Here is a 17641-nt window from a genome sequence, read left to right on the forward strand (position 1 = left end):
TTTGTGGAATGGAGACGAGATTCGGGTTGAAGTGCCACGATCCGAGCCCTCTCCCCCGGCCCCTCTCCCGGAGGGAGAGGGGAGCTGTGCTTTCAGGGCAGGAGTCGTAGGATGCGCCGTGCGCACCGCCGTCCGGGTCCCCAAATTATCCCAACACCAACCCCGCATTCAGCCAGATAAACCGTAACCCGATCACGCACAACAGACCGGCAAAGCAGTTCTTCAGCAGCTGCGGCGACATGCGGTGGGCGAGCTGGGCGCCGAAGCGGGCGAAGATGGCGCTGGCCAGTACTATGCCCAGGAACGCCGGCCAGTAGATGTAGCCGCTGCTCCAGGGGGGCAATTGCGGATCGCCCCAGCCCTGCACGGCGAAGCTGATGGCACCGGCGATGGCGATGGGCAGGCCGCAGGCGGCGGAAGTGGCCACGGCACGCTGCATCTGCACGCGGCAGCGGGACAGGAAGGGCACTGTCAGCGAACCGCCACCGATACCGAAGATCGCCGAGCCCCAGCCGATGGCACCGCCGGCAACCGATAGCAGCGGCGCACCCGGCAAGCGCTCCCCGTTTTCCGGCAGATGCGCGTGGCGCCTTCCCGCCAGCCACATACGCCCGGCGATCACCAGGGCGAAAATACCGATCAACAGTTGCAGCCAGGCGCCCGGCAACAAGTGGGCGGTCACTCCACCCAGCCAGGAGCCGAGCAGGATACCCGGTGTCATGGACAGGAAGATGGACCAGTCCACCGCCCGTTTCAGGTGGTGGGTGCGAATGGAGCTGACGGAGGTGACGACGATGGTGGCCAGGGAGGTAGCTACGGCCATGTGGGTGAGGATTTCCGGGGCGATGCCGAGCGCGGTGAACACCAGTATCAATGACGGCACAATGATCAGCCCACCACCGACGCCGAACAGGCCGGCAATGGTACCGGCGGCAGCGCCAACCAGCAGGTAGATCAACAAGGTTTCCATCGTCCCCTCCCCCGTCCCCCTCCCTCAAGCGGGAGAGTCGAGCCAGTATTATTCGATCTCCAGCCAGTCGAACCCCTGCTGCTGGCAGGCAAAGATGCAGTTTGTCACCTGTTCCGCGGCGCTGGCGAGCGCCTGGCGGGCGAGTTCGACGGTGTTGTTCTTTTCGCTGATATGGGCCACCACCAGGTGTTGCAGGCCATCGCAGCCTACCCGTTGCAGAAAACCGGCCGCCTGCTGGTTGCTGAGGTGACCGTATGCGCCGCCGACGCGGCGTTTCAGCGACGGCGGATAAGGTCCCTGGGCCAGCATCTGCGGGTCGTGATTGGCCTCCAGCACCAGCGCATCACAGCCGCCGAAATGATCCTCCACATGGGGCGTGATGGTGCCCAGGTCGGTAAGCAGGCCCAGGCGGGTGTCCCGGCGGCGGAACACGAACTGCGCCGCCTCGCGGGCGTCGTGGGGTACAGCCACCGGTGTCACCTGGATATCCGCCACCGAAAACGGTCGGTGCCCCTCGATCAGGTGTACTTCCGGCAGCTTGCCGATATCCCGCGCGCGCAGGGTGCCGGGCGTCAGGTAAACGGGCAGCCCGTATTTGCGCGACAGCGGCGCGACACCGGAGAGATGGTCACTGTGTTCGTGGGTAACGAGGATAGCGCCCAGGTCGGCGGGCGACAGCCCGAGCCGCGCCATGCGACGCTCGGTTTCCCGGATGGTGAAACCGCAGTCCACCAACAGGCAGTGGTCGCCGCTGGCGACCAGGGTGCCATTGCCCTTGCTGCCGCTTCCCAGTGAAGCGAACCGGAGGGCCATCAGATGAGATTCTGGCGGATGGCCATCAACAGTTGCGAGGCTTTGCCGCGGGACAGCGGCTGGCCACTGGTATCGCGCACGCGCACCTCGATGGTGCCGCCAGTGCCGCGTACCACCACCAGGTAGCCCGGGATGTCCGCCACCGGCCCGCCGCCCAGGCCCTGGACATCGGCAAACAGCGTCGGCTTGGCATCGGTATCCGGATCGATATTGGCCAGCAGCTGCTGCATGGTGACCTTCTGGGCCTCGGCCGCCAGCTCGTCTTCGCCGCCGTTGTCACCCCAGGAGAACCAGCCGTCCTCCTCGTCCTCGGTCAGCTCGCGATCCTCGTCGTAGGTGACGTAGAAGAAGCCGATATCCGAATCTTCGCGGTGCAGGCGGTAAGCGCCCACGTTGAGGGCGTGGGCGACTGTGGCCCAGGCGCGCTCCATGGCGAGATCCATGGAGATGAAGGGTTCCTTGCCGGCGGGCTCCTGCAACTGCACTTTCACCGAGCCACCGCCAATGGCCTGGGCCACCAGTGAGGCCGCAGCGCCGGTAGACTCGGCCGCCAGCGCGGTGGACATCTCATCGATCATCCAGCCTTCGCGCTCGGGGCTGGTAGAGCGCTGCGGCCAGTCGACGCCGGCTTCCGCCGGCGTTTCCGCGGGGACCGACAGGTGGCGCACGTGGACCTCGGTGCTATCCGGCTGTACACCGGACTCGACGCGCAGCCGATATTTGTCCTTGGTATCCGGACTCTGTTCGAACTGCAGCCAGGCTGTTTCCATGATGCCCGCGCTGGCATCGGACGAAGCCAGCTTCAGGCCGGAGGAGCGCAGGAAGTAATGCAACTGCGGCCAGACCTCGGCCGGCGGCTGGGAGACCAGCACCCAGCGGCGGTTGCCGAGCTTCTGGATCTTGACCCGGTCGGCGCCGGTGTTGACCGACAGCGGCTGCGGGCGCGGCACCTCGAACTCGCCGGTTTCAAGCTCGCCGTCGCCGACCCGCGGGATCTCGTAGAGTTCTTCCTGGCGCTTCTCGGTGACGCCCTCGGGCATCTGCAGCGGCGGCAGGCTGGACGCTACCTGGTAGTCGTCGCTGCGGTCGCGGAAGTAGCCTTCGTCCCCGAACATGCCACAACCGGTCAGCGCGATGCCGGCGATACAGGCTGCGGCTCCGGCAGTCAATCTTGTCATTATTACTATCCTGGTTGATTCCCGATTCGCAGGCTCAGAGTACACCTGCGCTGCGCAGCGCTTCACGCACCGCGGCGTGATGCTCTGCGGAGAGATTGGTCAGCGGCAGACGGATACCGCCGTCGATACGGCCCATTTCCCGCAGTGCCCATTTCACCGGGATGGGGTTGGCCTCCAGAAACAGCATCCGGTGCAGTATCTCGATGCGCTGGTCGATGGCGCGGGCGGTCTCGGCATCGCCGTTGAGGGCCGCCTCGCACACCTGCGCCACGGCCGCGGGTGCCACATTGGCGGTCACGCTGATGCTGCCGTGGCCACCCAGCAGTATCAGATCCAGGGCGGTGGCGTCGTCGCCGGAGTAGATGGCGAAATCCTCCGGCAGCATCTCCTTCAGCGTGCGGGCGCGCTCCATATCGCCGGTGGCCTCCTTGATGCCGACGATATTGCCGATCGCCGCCAGGCGCTGCACCGTCTCCGGCAGCATGTCCACGGCGGTGCGCCCGGGCACATTGTAGAGGATCTGCGGAATGGACACGGCCCTGGCCACGGTCTTGTAGTGCTGGAACAGGCCCTCCTGGGTAGGCTTGTTGTAGTAGGGGGTCACCAGCAGGCAGGCATCGGCGCCGCATTTGGCGGCGGTTTCAGTCAGTTCGATGGCCTCGGTGGTGGAATTGGCGCCGGTACCGGCGATCACCGCGATGCGCCCGGCCACCTGGTCCACTACGCGGCGGATGACTTCCAGGTGCTCGTTGACATCGAGGGTGGCGGATTCACCGGTGGTGCCCACGGCGACCAGGGCGCGGGTGCCCTGCTCGATATGCCACTCCACCAGGTTGTGCAGACTGTCCCAGTCCAGGCCGCCGTCTGCGTACATTGGGGTAGCCAGCGCCACCATACTGCCGGAAAACATCCTAACTCCTTCGCTATCTAGTCTCTGTCGCACCGATTGAGCCAGTCGACACCGCCCCAAAAAGAGACAGCTATGTTACTGAGCGCGCCGGGTCTATGCCAGAGGCGATTACCGCCGGCGCTTCTTACGCTTTTTGCGCTTTTTCTTGCGCACACCTTCGTAGACGTCCGGCTCGCCCTCCGGGCGTGTCTTGAAGCGGCGGTGAACCCACATATATTGTGCAGGATTGTCCCGGATACGCGCCTCGACAAACTGATTGACCAGTATTGCGTCCTGCAGTTCGTCGCCGGACGGAATTTCCTCGATCGGCGGGTGGATTTTCATGTGGTAACCAGCATCGCCTTCCAGGCGGGTAACGGTGTAGGGTACCACCAGCGCGCGACCCACCCGGGCAAAGCGCGAAGTGCCGGTCACCGTCGCCGCCGGAACGCCGAACAGCGGCGCGAACACACCCTGCTTGATGCCGTAGTCCTGGTCCGGCGCGTACCAGACGGCCCGGCCGCGCTTCAGCGCCCGCAGCATGCCGCGCACGTCCTTGCGCTGGTAGACCTCGGAATCCTCGCCGTGGCGCTCGCGCCCCTTGCGCTGCATATAGTCGTACACCGGGTTCCGGTGCGGCCGGTACATGCCGTCCACCTTGTGGTTCATGGCCATGAAGCCGGCGCCGATTTCCAGGGTGGTGAAGTGCATCGCCATCAGTACCACGCCCTGCCCCCGCGCCTGCGGTTCCCGCAGGTGCTCCAGTCCCTCGACACTCAGGCGCTTGCGCAGCCAGCGGCTGGCGCGGAACCAGGCCATGCCGGTCTCCATCACCGCGATACCGCTGGACTCGAAGTTGCGGCGCAGCAGCTCGCGCCGCTCGCCATCGGGCATGTCGGGAAAGCAGAGCGCCAGGTTGCGCTCGGCGATGGTGCGCCGACTGGGCGCCACACGCAACATCAGCCGGCCGAGCATCCGCCCCAGCCCCAGCTGCCAGCGGTAGGGGAGCTGGGCGATCAGGAACCAGAGAGCGAACAACAGCCAGGTGGGCCAGTAGCGCGGATGCAGGAGCTCGGCGCGGAAGCGGGGTTTTTGCATCGAAACTTGTTATCTGCCGCCGGGGAAAGCGGCGCATTATATAGTGGTTGGAGGCTGGTAGTTAGTGGTTGTGGAGCCTGCTTGCAGGCAAGATGTGCACTCCCTCAATGGTGCGCACGGCGCACCCTACGCCTCCCGGCAGTCAGTGTCGCAGCAGGGTATCCAGTTCGTCCACCGCCTCGCACCAGTCGGAGTCGTTCAGGAACGCCTCCTCGAGGAAGCGGCGCTGGCCCTCGGACCAGAAGGGGGCCTCGGACAGGTGCTGCTGGCCGCTCAGATGGTGGTGCTCGAGAAAGGCCTCGATCGCCGCGTCATCGGCATCCAGCCCCAACTGGGCAAAGAGATCGTTCAGTGAGTGAAAGCCGGTGATTTCCATCGTCGCTCCCCGCAAGTGCGCCCGCCGCATAGGCGGCGGAGAACCGTTGCAGAAAGTATAGTTGGCCGGTTCAGGGAGCGGGATTCGGATTCGCGGCGTGAACTGACTCAATAGCCGTCAACTGGTCATCATCCAGCTCGATCGCGGCGCTGGCGATATTGCTGCGCAACTGTTCCAGGGTGGTGGCACCGATAATGTTCGACGTCACGAACGGCTGCCGGTTCACGAATGCCAGCGCCATCTGCGCCGGCTCCAGGCCGAACTCCCGCGCCAGCTTCGCGTATTGCGCCGTGGCCGCCACGGCGCGTTCGCCGGTATAGCGCTTGAAACGCTCGAACAGGGTCAGGCGCGCAGCCTCCGGCTTCCTGCCGCCCAGGTATTTGCCGGACAGCACCCCGAAACCCAGCGGCGAATAGGCCAGCAGGCCGCACTGCTCGCGGATCGCCATTTCCGCGCACCCCACTTCAAAAGTGCGGTTGAGCAGGCTGTAGGGATTCTGGATGGAGGCGATGCGCGGTTTGTTGCCGTGCGCAGCCAGGCGCAGATAGCGATGCATGCCCCAGGGTGTCTCGTTGGACAGGCCTATATGGCGCACCTTGCCGACCTTCACCAGTTCGTCCAGCGCGTCGAGGGTTTCGGCAATGGCGACACCGTCGTCGTCACCGGGCTCGTACCCCAGGCGACCGAAGAAATTTGTCTGGCGCTCGGGCCAGTGCAGCTGGTAGAGGTCGATGTAGTCGGTGCGCAGGCGCTGCAGCGAGTCGTCGCAGGCCTTGAGAATCTGCGCCCGATCCAGCCGCGGGCCGCCGCGGACATGCGCCACGCCGGAGTTGGCGGCGCCGCGCCCGGTGACCTTGGTGGCCAGCACCACTCTGTCGCGGTTGCCGCGCGCCGCCAGCCAGTTGCCGATGATTTCCTCGGTGCGGCCGTAGGTTTCGGGACGCGGCGGCACCGGGTACATCTCCGCGCAGTCGATAAAGTTCACGCCCCGGTCCAGCGCGCAATCCAGCTGCTCGAAGGCCTGCTCTTCGCTGTTCTGCTCACCCCAGGTCATGGTGCCGAGGCAGATAAGGCTGACGTTGAGATCCGTTTTGCCGAGTTGGCGGTATTGCATGGGGGACTCCGTCCGTGTGTGGCTTGTCAGCAGACACTTTTGATCAAGCACCTGTCGGCTCGTCATAGCGGCGAAGGCCGGTACCCGGTTCGGGGCACCTGGATTCCGGTCTTCGCCGGTATGACGACAATGAACGCAGGGGCGGGCGTCCCCGAGCCCGGCGTTCCCGGAACTATTCGAAGTCGGCTTCCACCACCGGGCTGACATCGGCTTCGTAGTCGACGCCGTCGAAGCCGAAACCGAACAGCTTCAGGAAGTCTGCCTGGTAGCCCTTGTAATCGGTCAGCTCGAACAGGTTTTCCTCGGTCACTTCCGGCCACAGTTTCTCGATCTTGGCCTGGGTTTCCGGGCGCAGTTCCTTCTCGTCCATACGATAGCGGTTGGCGTCGTCCAGGCGCGGGCTGTCGGCGTAGAGCCCCTCGGTGTAAAGGCGGTAGAGCTGCTCGATACAGCCCTCGTGAGTGCCCTCTTCCTTCATCACCTTGTAGACGAGGGAAATATACAGCGGCATGACCGGAATCGCGGAGCTGGACTGGGTAACCAGCGCCTTCAATACCGCTACATGGGCCTCCGCCTCACTGCTGTCGGTAATCGCCTTCGCAGCGCGGTCGAGATCTTCCTTGGCCTTGCCGATGGTGGCGTGACCGTAGATGGGCCAAGTCAGCTTCTCGCCGATATAGGTGTAGGCCACCGTCTGGCAGTTGTCCGCCAGCACACCGGCCTCGCTGAGCGCGCCCATCCACAGCTCCCAGTCCTCGCCGCCCATGACTTTTACGGTGGACTCGATTTCCTCGTCGCTGGCGGGCTCCAGGGTAATGTCGGAGATTTCCAGCTTGTCGGTATTCAGGTTCTTCGCGGTGTAGCGCTCGCCCACCGGCTTCAGCACCGAACTGTGCAACTCACCGGTCTTGGGATCCTTGCGGCGCGGCGAGGCGAGGCTGTAGACCACCAGGTCCACCTTGCCCATATCCTGTTTGATCCTCTCGATCGCCTGGGCCTTCACCTCATCGGAGAAGGCATCGCCGTTGATGCTCCTGGCGTAGAGGCCGGCCCTGTGCGCCTCCTGTTCGAAGGCCGCGGCATTGTAGTAGCCGGCGGAGGCGGTGCGCTTCTCACTCGGCGGCTTCTCGAAGAAAACCCCCAGGGTACTGGCCCCGCAGCCGAAGGCGGCGGTAATACGCGACGCCAGGCCATAACCGGTGGAGGCGCCCACCACCAGCACGTTCTTGGGGCCATTCTCTATCTTCGGCTGGGACTGGGTGTAGTCGATCTGCTCGCGCACATTGGCGGCACAGCCCTGCGGGTGGGCGTTGGTACAGATAAAGCCCCGCACTTTCGGCTTGATGATCATGCCTCGGTCTCTCCCTTCGCGTTTGGGATCCGCTCGCCGCCGCGGGTGGGTTCGCCGGCGAACAGTTGGTCATTTTGGCCGCCCATTCTAAGGAGGATTCCGGGTCAGTCCATAGCCGCGTTCACGGGCGCCGCAAATCGATGTCCAGAATATCCCGGCAAGCGGCCAAACCACCGAGTCAGTGTACCGGCGCCCAAAACGGGGCAATCGCCCACCGCCAGTGCCTGCTCGGATCACAGCGCAGACGCGATTTGGCGCCAGTTTCCGGGAGAAGGATGCACTTTACCTCGTATTGGCATGCTTACTGCAGCAACCGTTGTGGGAGCGGCACACCGGTAGCGCCGGTTCCCTTCCCGAATGGTCCACAAGGGACAGTGGCCCACCAGCTCAAACGAAAGAGGTAAGCATGAAATACTATTCGCGTCACTTCGTAAAACCCGGCGATCTCAACCCGGCACAGCGGCTGTTCGGCGGCCAGCTCCTGGCGTGGATCGATGAGGAAGCCGCGATTTTTGCCGGCTGCCAGATGGGCACCGCCATGGTGGTCACCAAGCTGATGTCGGAAATCGACTTTGTCAGCTCCGCTTTCTGCGGCGATGTGCTGGAGTTCGGTTTCGAGGTGGTGGATATCGGCCGCAGCTCCATCACGGTGCGCTGCGAGGTGCGCAAGAAACAGACGCGGGAACTGATTCTGCAGGTGGAACGCATCGTCTTTGTGGCGCTGGACTCGGAGGGCAAACCAACTTCACACAACAAGGCCGGCATGACACTGGAAGAAGCGCGGCTGGCGACGGAGCGGGAGCAACGGCTGGCGAGTTGAGTGGAACTGGTTCTGGACGCTGAGGCCGGTGGACACAGCGCACCCTACACATTATTGCTGCAGGAGTTTGCGTGCCACCTTGTAGGGTGCGCCGTGCGCACCGACTGGCCTGCAGGAGCTTGCCTGCAAGCAGACTCCTACGGCTTGGCCCCCGATGAGAATCAACGCAGCAACAACAACGGCCGCCGGGTACTCAGCAGCATCTTCGCGGTGATACTGCCCATCAGCAGATCCCGCAGGCGGTTGTGGCTGAAGGCCCCCATCACGGTGAGGTCGATATCGTGCTCGCGCTGGTAATCCACCAGCGCCTGCACGGTTTTGCCCTGCAGGCAGTTGGCCTTGACCGCGATACCGGCGGCGTCGAGCTCGGCGCTACCCTCGGCCAGTAGCGCTTCGGCCCTGTCCGGATCGCCGACAGACACCAGGTGGCAGGATACATCGCGGAATACCGGACTGGACGCCACCATCGCCAGCGCCTTGCGCGCCGCCTCACTGCCGTCGAACGCCAGCATGATTTTCTGTGGCTCGGCAAAATCCTGGTTCACCACCAGGATCGGCTTGTGCAGCGAGCGCACCACCGTTTCCAGGTGGGTGCCGAGCCCCTCTTCGGAATCGCCGTGTTCCTCACCGCGAATCCCCAGCACCAGAACGCGGATACTGTCTTCCAACTCCACCAGGGTTTCGCTCAGGGAATCGTGGCGCTGACAGGTGATCACCTGTTCTACTCCCGCCTGCTCCGCGCGCTCGCGCGCCGCCTGCAGCATCAATTTGCCCTGCTGTACCATCAGGCGCGCGCGTTGCTGCTCGAGAGAGGTGAGTTCGTCGAGCAGCTCTTCCTGGCTGCCGAGGCCGATGCTGCCGGTGAGATCCGCCACCGCGGGCACATTGCCGCGCTCGATATTGTGCAGCAGCTTCAGCGGCGCGCCGGCGCGGCCGGCGATCCAGGCGGCGTAGTCACAGACGGCGCCGGTATAGCGGGAGCCGTCTATGCAGGACAGCACCAGAGGCTGTCCATTTTCACGATTGTGGTGACCGTTCAATTCATTATTGTTGGTATTGTCACTGACGTTCATCAATGTCCTCCGAGGACCCGTTCAATTTCTTCCGGCTTGTCGTGTACACCGAAGCGGTCGACGATGGTCTCACTCGCTTCGTTCAGCCCGATCAGCTCCACCTCGGCGCCCTCGCGGCGGAACTTCACCACCGACTTGTCCAGCGCGTAGACCGCGGAAATATCCCAGAAATGGGCGCGGTCCAGGTCGATCACCACCTTGTCCACCACCTCCTTGAAATCGAAGGCAGCGACAAATTTGTCGGCGGAGTTGAAGAACACCTGCCCCACCACCTTGTAGGTGCGGCAGCTCTGCTCCTCATCCAGTTCGGAGCTGATGTACATGAAGTGGCTCACCTTGTTGGCAAAGAACAGGGAAGCCAGCAGTACACCGACGAATACACCATAAGCCAGATTGTGGGTCCAGACCACCACAATGACCGTAGCCAGCATCACCAGGTTGGTGGACAGCGGATGCTCCTTGAGGTTGCGGATGGAATCCCAGTTGAAGGTACCGATGGACACCATGATCATCACCGCCACCAGCGCGGCCATGGGAATGGCCGCCACCCAGTCACTGAGGAACACCACCATCGCCAGCAGCGAGGCACCAGCCACCAGGGTCGACAGTCGCCCGCGACCACCGGATTTGATGTTGATCACCGACTGGCCGATCATCGCGCAACCGGCCATCCCCCCGAGGGAACCGGCGGCGATATTGGCAACGCCCTGGCCCTTGCATTCGCGGTTCTTGTCGCTGGGGGTATCGGTCAGGTCATCGACGATGGTTGCCGTCATCAGGGATTCCAGCAGACCCACCACGGCCAGCGCGGCCGAATAGGGGAAGATGATCTGCAGCGTCTCGAAGTTGAGCGGAACATCCGGCCACAGGAATACCGGCAACGTATCCGGCAGGTCACCCATATCACCCACTGTGCGGATATCCAACCCGAGATACATTGCCAGGCCGGTCAGCAGCAGAATGCATACCAGCGGTGACGGCACCACTTTGCCGATCAGCGGAATATGCGGAAACAGGTAGATGATCCCCAGGCCGGCGGCGGTCGTGGCATAGACATGCCAGGTGACATCCGTGAGCTCCGGCAACTGCGCCATAAAGATCAGTATCGCCAGCGCGTTGACGAAGCCGGTCACCACCGCCCGCGAGACAAAACTCATCAGGCTGCCCAGTTTCAGGTAGCCGGCCACAATCTGCAGTACCCCGGTGAACAGCGTTGCCGCCAGCAGATACTGCAGCCCGTGCTCCTTCACCAGAGTCACCATCAGCAGTGCCATGGCGCCAGTGGCCGCCGAGACCATGCCCGGGCGCCCGCCGACGAAAGCGATGACGACCGCGATACAGAAGGAGGCGTAGAGGCCGACCCGCGGGTCCACGCCCGCAATAACGGAAAAGGCGATCGCCTCGGGGATCAGAGCCAGGGCGACGACGATACCCGCGAGCAGATCGCGGCGAATATTGCCGAACCAGTCGGCCTTGGTAGAAGAGAGCAGCATAGGAGGGGCAGAACTACTGAAGTTGGTCAAAAAAAGGCGCGCACTCTACCACAAACCGCCCTATCTGTCCGGTCCCTGCACACCGGACAGCGGACACTTCGAACGGACACCCGACTCGCTACCCAGCTGCCGAGAAAACCTGAAAATTCCTTTATTTTCAACAAGTTAAAAAATTTTCAAAAGTTGGCACAGCCCTTGCTCTACTGCTTTCGGACGGACGCAATACGCCCCTGCATCCGCACATCACCGCCGGCGCGTCAGAACTTCATCGGCGCCCCGGCACAACAACGAAAGAGACAGGGACCACCGAAATGATCAGAGACACTTCCGGGCAGGACACTCAAATCGCCAGCGTCCCGCCCTGGAAAAAACCCGGGCTTCTGAAAGCGGCCGGTATCGGACTGTTCGCCCTCGCCTTCCTCGGCTGGGGTATCAAAGCCTGGCACGACACCGGCTCAGTGGACGGCACCCTGTCCCTTTCCCGCATCAACGTGGCCCAGGTGGAGCGCGGAGACCTGGTGCGCGACCTGGTGGTCCAGGGCCGCGTGGTAGCCGCCAACAGCCCCACCCTGTTCAGCCCCGCCCGGGGTATCGTCAAGTTCGCGGTCCAGGCCGGCGACAGTGTCGAGCGGGGCCAACTGCTGGCGGAAGTGGACAGCCCGGAAGTCTCCAGCCGACTGGCCCAGGAACAGGCCCTGCTCAACAAGCTCTCCGTGGAGCTGCAGCGGCAGAAAATCCAGGCCAAGCGCCAGCGGATGGAGAACCGCCAGAAGGCCGACCTGGCCAGGGTCGAGCTGACCGCCGCCCGGCGGGAATTGAAACGGGCCGAATTGTCGATGGAAAAACAGATCATTCCCCGACTGGAATTCGAAAAGGCCGGCGATGAGCTGGCGCGCGCCGAACTGGAACATGAACAGGCGGTACAGAATGCCGAACTCGAGAAGGAAGCCCTGGCTTTCGAAACCCAGACGCTGGAACTGCAGGTTTCCCAGCAGAGACTTCAAGTAGAGGAACTGGAGCGCAAGGTACGCAACCTGAAAATCCTGTCGCCAGTGGACGGCACCATCGGCAGCCTGGCCGCGGCCCAGCACAGCTCCGTGGCCGCCAATGTCCCCCTGATCACGGTGGTGGACCTGACCAGCTTCGAAATAGAGGCCGCAGTGCCGGAAAACTACGCCGACGACCTGGGCCTGGCCATGGCTGTGGAAATCAACCTGGGCGGCCGAAAAATGCCCGGCGAAATTACCTCCATCTCTCCCGAAGTGATCGACAACCAGGTACAGGCGCGGGTGCGCTTTACCGACGGTCAGCCCCAGCACCTGCGCCAGAACCTGCGCCTGACTGCGCGCATCCTTCTGGAAAACCGGCCGGACGTCATGCTGGTCAAGCGCGGCGCCTTCCTCGACCAGAGCGGCGGCCGCTACGCTTTCCGCCTCAACGGCGAGCAGCAGGCAGAGCGGGTACCGATCCAGATAGGCGCCCTGGGCCTGAATCAGGTGGAAATTGTTTCCGGCCTCAGTGAAGGCGACCAGATCATCACTTCCTCTGCCGACGAGTTGGAAAAAGCGCAAGTGGTTGCGCTGAAACAGTAGGGTGTGCACGGCGCATCCTGCAAAGAATACCGAAACCAGAACCACCCCAGATCCAGAACGAAAGGAAAACCACCATGCTGAAAATGCAGAGTATCCGCAAGAGCTACCGTACCGACACCATCGAAACCCACGCACTGCGCGATTTCAGCCTGGCGGTGGACGAAGGTGAATTCGTATCGGTCACCGGCCCCAGCGGCTCGGGCAAAACCACTTTCCTGAACATCGCCGGCCTGCTGGAAACTCCCACCAGCGGCCAGTACCTGCTCGACGACGAGGACGTGGGCAATCTCAACGACCGCGACCGATCGCGGATGCGCAACGAAAAAATCGGCTTTATTTTCCAGGGCTTCAACCTGATCCCGGACCTGAGCCTGTTTGACAATATCGACGTACCACTGCGCTACCGCGGCCTCAAAGGCAGGGAACGGAAGAAGCGTATCGAAAAAGCGCTGGAGCAGGTAGGTCTCTCGGCGCGCGCGAAGCACCTGCCGGCACAACTGTCCGGCGGCCAGCAGCAGCGCGTTGCCATCGCCCGCGCCCTGGCAGGCGAGCCGCGTTTCCTGCTCGCGGACGAACCCACCGGCAACCTGGACTCGCTGATGGCGCGACAGGTGATGGAATTGCTGGAGTTTATCAACGAATGGGGCACCACCATCGTCATGGTCACCCACGATCCGGACCTGGCCCGGCGCGCCCACCGCAATATCCAGATCGTCGATGGCCAGGTGGCCGATCTGCAGCATGGCGCCGCCAGCGCAACCGCCGAAATCGCATAAGGGGGCTCACATGATCGGTTACTATATTTCCCTGGCCATGCGCAGCCTGCGCGGCACGCCGATACTGAGCGCGCTGATGGTGGCGGCCATCGCCGTGGGTGTGGGCGCGTCCATGACCACGCTGACGCTCAATTATATGATGTCGCGCAACGCGCTGGCGGACAAAGACGATGTGCTCTTCGCAGTTCAGTTGGACAACTGGGATCCCCACAAGGCCTTCCACAACCCCAGCGAAATGCCGTGGCAGCTTACCTACAAGGACGCGATCGACCTGCTGCGTTCGGACATTCCCAGCCATCAGGTGGCCATGCACCGCTGGGGCGGCCCCATAGCGCTGGAGGGCTCGGAACTGCGGCCCTACACCGTCGAGGCCAGAGTGACCAGCCGCGACTTCTTCGCGCTCTTCGATATTCCGTTTATCCACGGCGGCACTTGGCCCCACGCAGCGGACAACAACTCGGCCTATCAGATAGTACTGTCACAGCGCACCAACGAAAAACTGTTCGGTGGCGAAAACAGTGTCGGCCGCACGGTGAATTTCAACGGTGCGCCCTTCACCGTGGTCGGAGTCATCGAAGACTGGCAGCCCAGCCCCAAGGTGCACGACCTGAACAACGGAGACTTTCTGGAATCCGCGGAAGTATTCCTGCCCTTCGGTCTGCACCGGGCCCTGGAGATCTATCCCTGGGGCAATACCAACGGCTGGAAATCGGAGGATATCAACAGCTACGAGGACCAGCTGGGTAGCGAGTACGTATGGATTCAGTACTGGGCTCAGCTGGACACTCCCGAGCAGATGGAGCGTTACCGGGATTACCTGACCGGCTTTATCCGCGAGCGCAAGGCCCAGGGCCGCTTCCCGCGCCCGCTGAAATTCGGCCTCAGCAACCCCTCGGAATGGCTGGCGCTGAACGAAGTCGTCGACGGCGATGACCGCATGTTGAGCTGGCTGTCGCTGGCCTTCCTGCTGGTGTGCCTGGTCAATGCCGTGGCCCTGCTGCTGGCCAAATTCCTGCGCAAAGCACCGGAGGCCGGTGTGCGCCGCGCACTGGGCGCGAGCGGCAGGTCGATATTCAGCCAACACCTGGTGGAGAGCGGTTGTATCGGCTTCGCCGGCGGGCTGATCGGCATACTGATGACCCTGGTCGGCCTGGCGCTGATCCGCCAACTGGCGATGGGCCATATGGACACCGTGGCCTCGATGAACTGGCTGATGATGCTGTCCGCCATCGGACTGGCAATTCTGTCCAGCCTGCTCGCGGGCCTCTATCCGGCCTGGCGCATCAGCCGCACCAATCCCTCCATCTACCTGAAAACCCAGTGAGGCCAACATGTTGGAACTGAGACCCATTCTATCGGCGCTCTGGCGCCACAAGATCTCCGCGCTGCTGATCGCCGTGCAGCTGGGGCTGACCCTCGCCATCGTCGGCAATGCCAGTGTGGTGATACAGGAACGTATGGAGAGAATTGCCCGGCCCACCGGCGTGGCAGTGACGGATATCGTGACCGCAAAATTTATGCCTGTTGCCAAGGACTACGACAGACTGCGAGCATTCCGCCGGGACCTGGATATGATCCGCCAACTGCCAGGTGTGGCCGCAGCCACCGTCAGCCGCGTACCGCTGACCGGCGGCGGTTCCAGAACCGGCCTGCACACAAAACCCAACCGGGAGGTCGGAGCAACCAGCAGCGCCCAATTTTGGGGAGATGAACAGCTTGTGGATGCCCTCGACATGAAACTGGTGGCGGGTCGCGACTTTACCGCCAGCGACATCACGGAAACCAGCTTCAGCAGCGGCTGGCGCCCGAGCAAAGCGATCGTCACACAACAACTGGCCGGGGAACTTTTTGCCGGCGGCGAGGCCCTGGGCAAAGCCGTTTACCTTGGCGACGAGGACAATCCCATTGAGATTGTCGGCATCGTCGAGCGCAATCTGGGTCCCTGGCCCAACGCCCCCGACGCTGGCAACGCCGTGTTTTACCCCGCGATCATGGACACCCAGTGGTTCGACTATGTCGTACGCGCCGAGCCGGGGCAGCGGGATGCCGTGGCAAAACTGCTGGAGGAAAAACTGGCCGAGCACGACCCCCAGCGGGTGGTCACCGTCAAAACCCTGCAGGAGCAGCTGGACCGCTATTACGCCGGCGACAACACCATGATCAAGGTACTGAGCAGTGTAGCCGGCCTGCTGACATTTATCGTCGCCCTCGGTATCGTCGGCCTGACGGTATTCTGGATCACCCAGCGGCAGAAGCAGATCGGCGTGCGCCGCGCCCTGGGTGCCACCCGCAGTGCCATCAGCCGCTACTTCCTGCTGGAAAACCTGCTGATCGCCGTCACGGGTATCCTTATCGGCGTGGCCGCGGCGCAGATTTTCAACTACTTTCTCGCCAGTGAATTCGACCAGCCGGCACTGCCGTTGTCGACGACGCTCAGCTGTGCCTTAATACTGCTCGGCGTCAGCCTGACGGCTACCTTGGTGCCAGCGCTGCGCGCGGCGAATATTTCGCCGGCCACGGCGACTCGCAGCGTATAAATTCGAGACTCGGGACTCGGGACTCGGGACTCGGGACTCGGGACTCGGGACTCGGNCTCGGGACTCGGGACTCGGGACTCGGGACTCGGGACTCGCAAGATTGTGCTGTAGATCCGCAGGATGGGCAAAGCGGCAGCGTACCCATCCTACATAGAGGGAAAACAAAACGCGCTATGGATAAAGTCCTGATCATCGACGACAACCCGGGTATCATCTCCGCCCTGGAGCTGTTGCTGTCCCTGCATAATATGGACAGCATCAGCACCGTCACCCCCCAGGCGGGGCTGCAGCTTTTGCGGGAACATTCCGATATCGGCCTGGTTATCCAGGATATGAATTTCACCGCCGATACCACTTCCGGCGAAGAGGGCCGCGAGCTGTTTTTCGCCATCCGGGAAATCGAGCCGGACATTCCAGTGATACTCCTCACTGCCTGGACCCAGCTGGAGATGGCGGTGGAGCTGGTCAAGGCGGGGGCCGCCGACTATATCGGCAAACCCTGGGACGATAACAAGCTGGTAGCGACGGTAAAGAATCTGCTGGAACTGAGCGAGCTGCAGATGCAACAGCGACGATCCCGGCAGGAGGCCATGCAGGCGCGGCAACAGTTGCGCGAGCAGTTTGACCTGCAGGATATCGTCTACCGCAGCGGCGCCATGCAGAAGCTGCTGGAAATGGCCACCCAGGTAGCCCGCGCCGAGGTGCCGGTGCTGATCACCGGCCCCAACGGCGCCGGCAAGGAAAAAATTGCCGATATCGTGCAGGCCAACTCGGTACTCCGCGAGGGCCCCTATCTCAAGGTCAATGTTGGCGCTCTGCCGGAGGAGCTGATGGAGGCGGAGCTCTTCGGCGCCGAGGCGGGCGCCTATACCGGTGCCGGCAACCGCACGCGCCAAGGCCGTTTCGAGGCCGCCGACGGCGGTACCCTGTTTCTCGACGAGATCGGCGAACTGTCCGCCAGCGGCCAGGTTAAACTGCTGCGGGTATTGCAGACCGGGGAATTCCAGCGGCTCGGCAGCAGCCAGACGCGCCGGGTCCGGGTACGCGTAATCAGCGCCACCAACAGCGACCTGCCGCAACAGATCGCCGCCGGTAATTTCCGCCAGGACCTGTTTTACCGCCTGAACGTGATAGAGCTGAAAGTGCCGGCACTGCGGGATCGCCCCGAGGATATACCGCCGCTGGCCCGCGTTTTCCTTCAGCAGGGCAGCGGTGAGACAAAACGACTCGCGCCGCAGGCCCAATCGGCATTGACGCGGTACCACTGGCCGGGCAATGTGCGCGAGCTGCAGAACAGCATGCAGCGCGCCGCCGTGCTCACCAGCGGCGACACCATCGACGCGGAGACCCTGGCCCTGCCACAGCAGGAGACCGGTGCCAGGACCGAGCTCAGTTTCGAACCCAGCCGCGAGCTGCTGGAACAGACGCTCGCCAACTGCAACGGTATCATCGCGCAGGCGGCGCGAGAGCTCGGGCTCAGCCGCCAGGCGCTCTACCGCCGGCTGGACAAACACGGCATTCCCTACTGACGATGCGATCTGCAGCCGTAGGGTGCACCCTC

The 17641-nt window shown here is 63.0% G+C and carries 16 protein-coding genes; 6 read left to right on the forward strand and 10 right to left on the reverse strand.

What is annotated here, in order from left to right:
• Nucleotides 1–145 precede the first annotated feature (145 nt).
• From OQE62_RS00425 to fabV, 8 genes are all read right to left on the reverse strand, one after another.
• Nucleotides 146–970 carry a sulfite exporter TauE/SafE family protein gene (locus tag OQE62_RS00425; RefSeq protein ID WP_265720006.1) on the reverse strand — a complete coding sequence of 275 codons (825 nt, stop codon included), beginning with the start codon at nucleotides 968–970 and terminating at the stop codon, nucleotides 146–148.
• A 48-nt stretch (nucleotides 971–1018) separates the two neighbouring features.
• The gene (locus OQE62_RS00430; RefSeq protein ID WP_265720007.1) at nucleotides 1019–1783 is read right to left on the reverse strand and encodes an MBL fold metallo-hydrolase; all 765 of its coding nucleotides are present in this window, start codon (nucleotides 1781–1783) and stop codon (nucleotides 1019–1021) included.
• Nucleotides 1783–2961, reverse strand: coding sequence for an outer membrane protein assembly factor BamC (gene bamC / locus OQE62_RS00435; protein WP_265720008.1), 1179 nt, complete (start codon nucleotides 2959–2961; stop codon nucleotides 1783–1785). Before bamC ends, OQE62_RS00430 begins: the two co-directional genes overlap by 1 nt.
• Before the next feature lie 34 nt (nucleotides 2962–2995).
• Entirely contained in the window at nucleotides 2996–3871 is an 876-nt protein-coding gene (dapA, locus tag OQE62_RS00440; protein ID WP_265720009.1) for a 4-hydroxy-tetrahydrodipicolinate synthase, read from the reverse strand.
• A gap of 108 nt (nucleotides 3872–3979) precedes the next feature.
• Nucleotides 3980–4948: an LpxL/LpxP family Kdo(2)-lipid IV(A) lauroyl/palmitoleoyl acyltransferase gene (gene lpxL, locus OQE62_RS00445; RefSeq protein WP_265720010.1), complete on the reverse strand. Its 969-nt coding sequence runs from the start codon at nucleotides 4946–4948 to the stop codon at nucleotides 3980–3982.
• Nucleotides 4949–5090: 142 nt separating this feature from the next.
• Nucleotides 5091–5324 carry a DUF2789 domain-containing protein gene (locus OQE62_RS00450; RefSeq protein WP_265720011.1) on the reverse strand — a complete coding sequence of 78 codons (234 nt, stop codon included), beginning with the start codon at nucleotides 5322–5324 and terminating at the stop codon, nucleotides 5091–5093.
• A 70-nt stretch (nucleotides 5325–5394) separates the two neighbouring features.
• On the reverse strand, nucleotides 5395–6438 hold the full coding sequence (locus tag OQE62_RS00455; RefSeq protein ID WP_265720012.1) for an NADP(H)-dependent aldo-keto reductase: 1044 nt from the start codon (nucleotides 6436–6438) through the stop codon (nucleotides 5395–5397).
• 172 nt (nucleotides 6439–6610) lie between these two features.
• Entirely contained in the window at nucleotides 6611–7789 is a 1179-nt protein-coding gene (gene fabV / locus OQE62_RS00460; RefSeq protein ID WP_265720013.1) for an enoyl-ACP reductase FabV, read from the reverse strand.
• Nucleotides 7790–8195: 406 nt separating this feature from the next.
• Here fabV and OQE62_RS00465 point away from each other — a divergent pair, with 406 nt between their 5' ends.
• Nucleotides 8196–8609, forward strand: a complete 414-nt coding sequence (locus OQE62_RS00465; protein ID WP_265720014.1) for an acyl-CoA thioesterase — start codon at nucleotides 8196–8198, stop codon at nucleotides 8607–8609.
• Between the two features lie 161 nt (nucleotides 8610–8770).
• On the opposite strand, the gene OQE62_RS00470 is transcribed toward OQE62_RS00465, so the two are convergent.
• Nucleotides 8771–9682 (reverse strand): universal stress protein, encoded by a 912-nt coding sequence (locus OQE62_RS00470; RefSeq protein WP_265720015.1) that lies wholly within the window; start codon nucleotides 9680–9682, stop codon nucleotides 8771–8773.
• The gene (locus OQE62_RS00475; RefSeq protein WP_377535424.1) at nucleotides 9682–11175 is read right to left on the reverse strand and encodes a SulP family inorganic anion transporter; all 1494 of its coding nucleotides are present in this window, start codon (nucleotides 11173–11175) and stop codon (nucleotides 9682–9684) included. The genes OQE62_RS00470 and OQE62_RS00475 overlap by 1 nt, the downstream gene beginning before the upstream one ends.
• A gap of 311 nt (nucleotides 11176–11486) precedes the next feature.
• Between OQE62_RS00475 and OQE62_RS00480 the strand changes: the two genes are divergently transcribed.
• The 5 genes from OQE62_RS00480 to OQE62_RS00500 all read left to right on the forward strand — a co-directional run bounded on the left by OQE62_RS00480 (nucleotide 11487) and on the right by OQE62_RS00500 (nucleotide 17609).
• Nucleotides 11487–12767: an efflux RND transporter periplasmic adaptor subunit gene (locus tag OQE62_RS00480; RefSeq protein WP_265720016.1), complete on the forward strand. Its 1281-nt coding sequence runs from the start codon at nucleotides 11487–11489 to the stop codon at nucleotides 12765–12767.
• A gap of 74 nt (nucleotides 12768–12841) precedes the next feature.
• A complete protein-coding gene (locus tag OQE62_RS00485; protein ID WP_265720017.1) occupies nucleotides 12842–13543 on the forward strand; it encodes an ABC transporter ATP-binding protein in 702 nt (233 codons plus the stop codon).
• Nucleotides 13544–13553: 10 nt separating this feature from the next.
• Nucleotides 13554–14867, forward strand: a complete 1314-nt coding sequence (locus OQE62_RS00490; RefSeq protein ID WP_265720018.1) for an ABC transporter permease — start codon at nucleotides 13554–13556, stop codon at nucleotides 14865–14867.
• Between the two features lie 7 nt (nucleotides 14868–14874).
• Nucleotides 14875–16080 carry an ABC transporter permease gene (locus OQE62_RS00495; RefSeq protein WP_265720019.1) on the forward strand — a complete coding sequence of 402 codons (1206 nt, stop codon included), beginning with the start codon at nucleotides 14875–14877 and terminating at the stop codon, nucleotides 16078–16080.
• Nucleotides 16081–16253: 173 nt separating this feature from the next.
• Nucleotides 16254–17609 carry a sigma-54-dependent transcriptional regulator gene (locus tag OQE62_RS00500; protein ID WP_265720020.1) on the forward strand — a complete coding sequence of 452 codons (1356 nt, stop codon included), beginning with the start codon at nucleotides 16254–16256 and terminating at the stop codon, nucleotides 17607–17609.
• Nucleotides 17610–17641 lie beyond the last annotated feature (32 nt).

It is taken from the genome of Microbulbifer halophilus, assembly GCF_026183675.1.
GTDB lineage: Bacteria > Pseudomonadota > Gammaproteobacteria > Pseudomonadales > Cellvibrionaceae > Microbulbifer > Microbulbifer halophilus.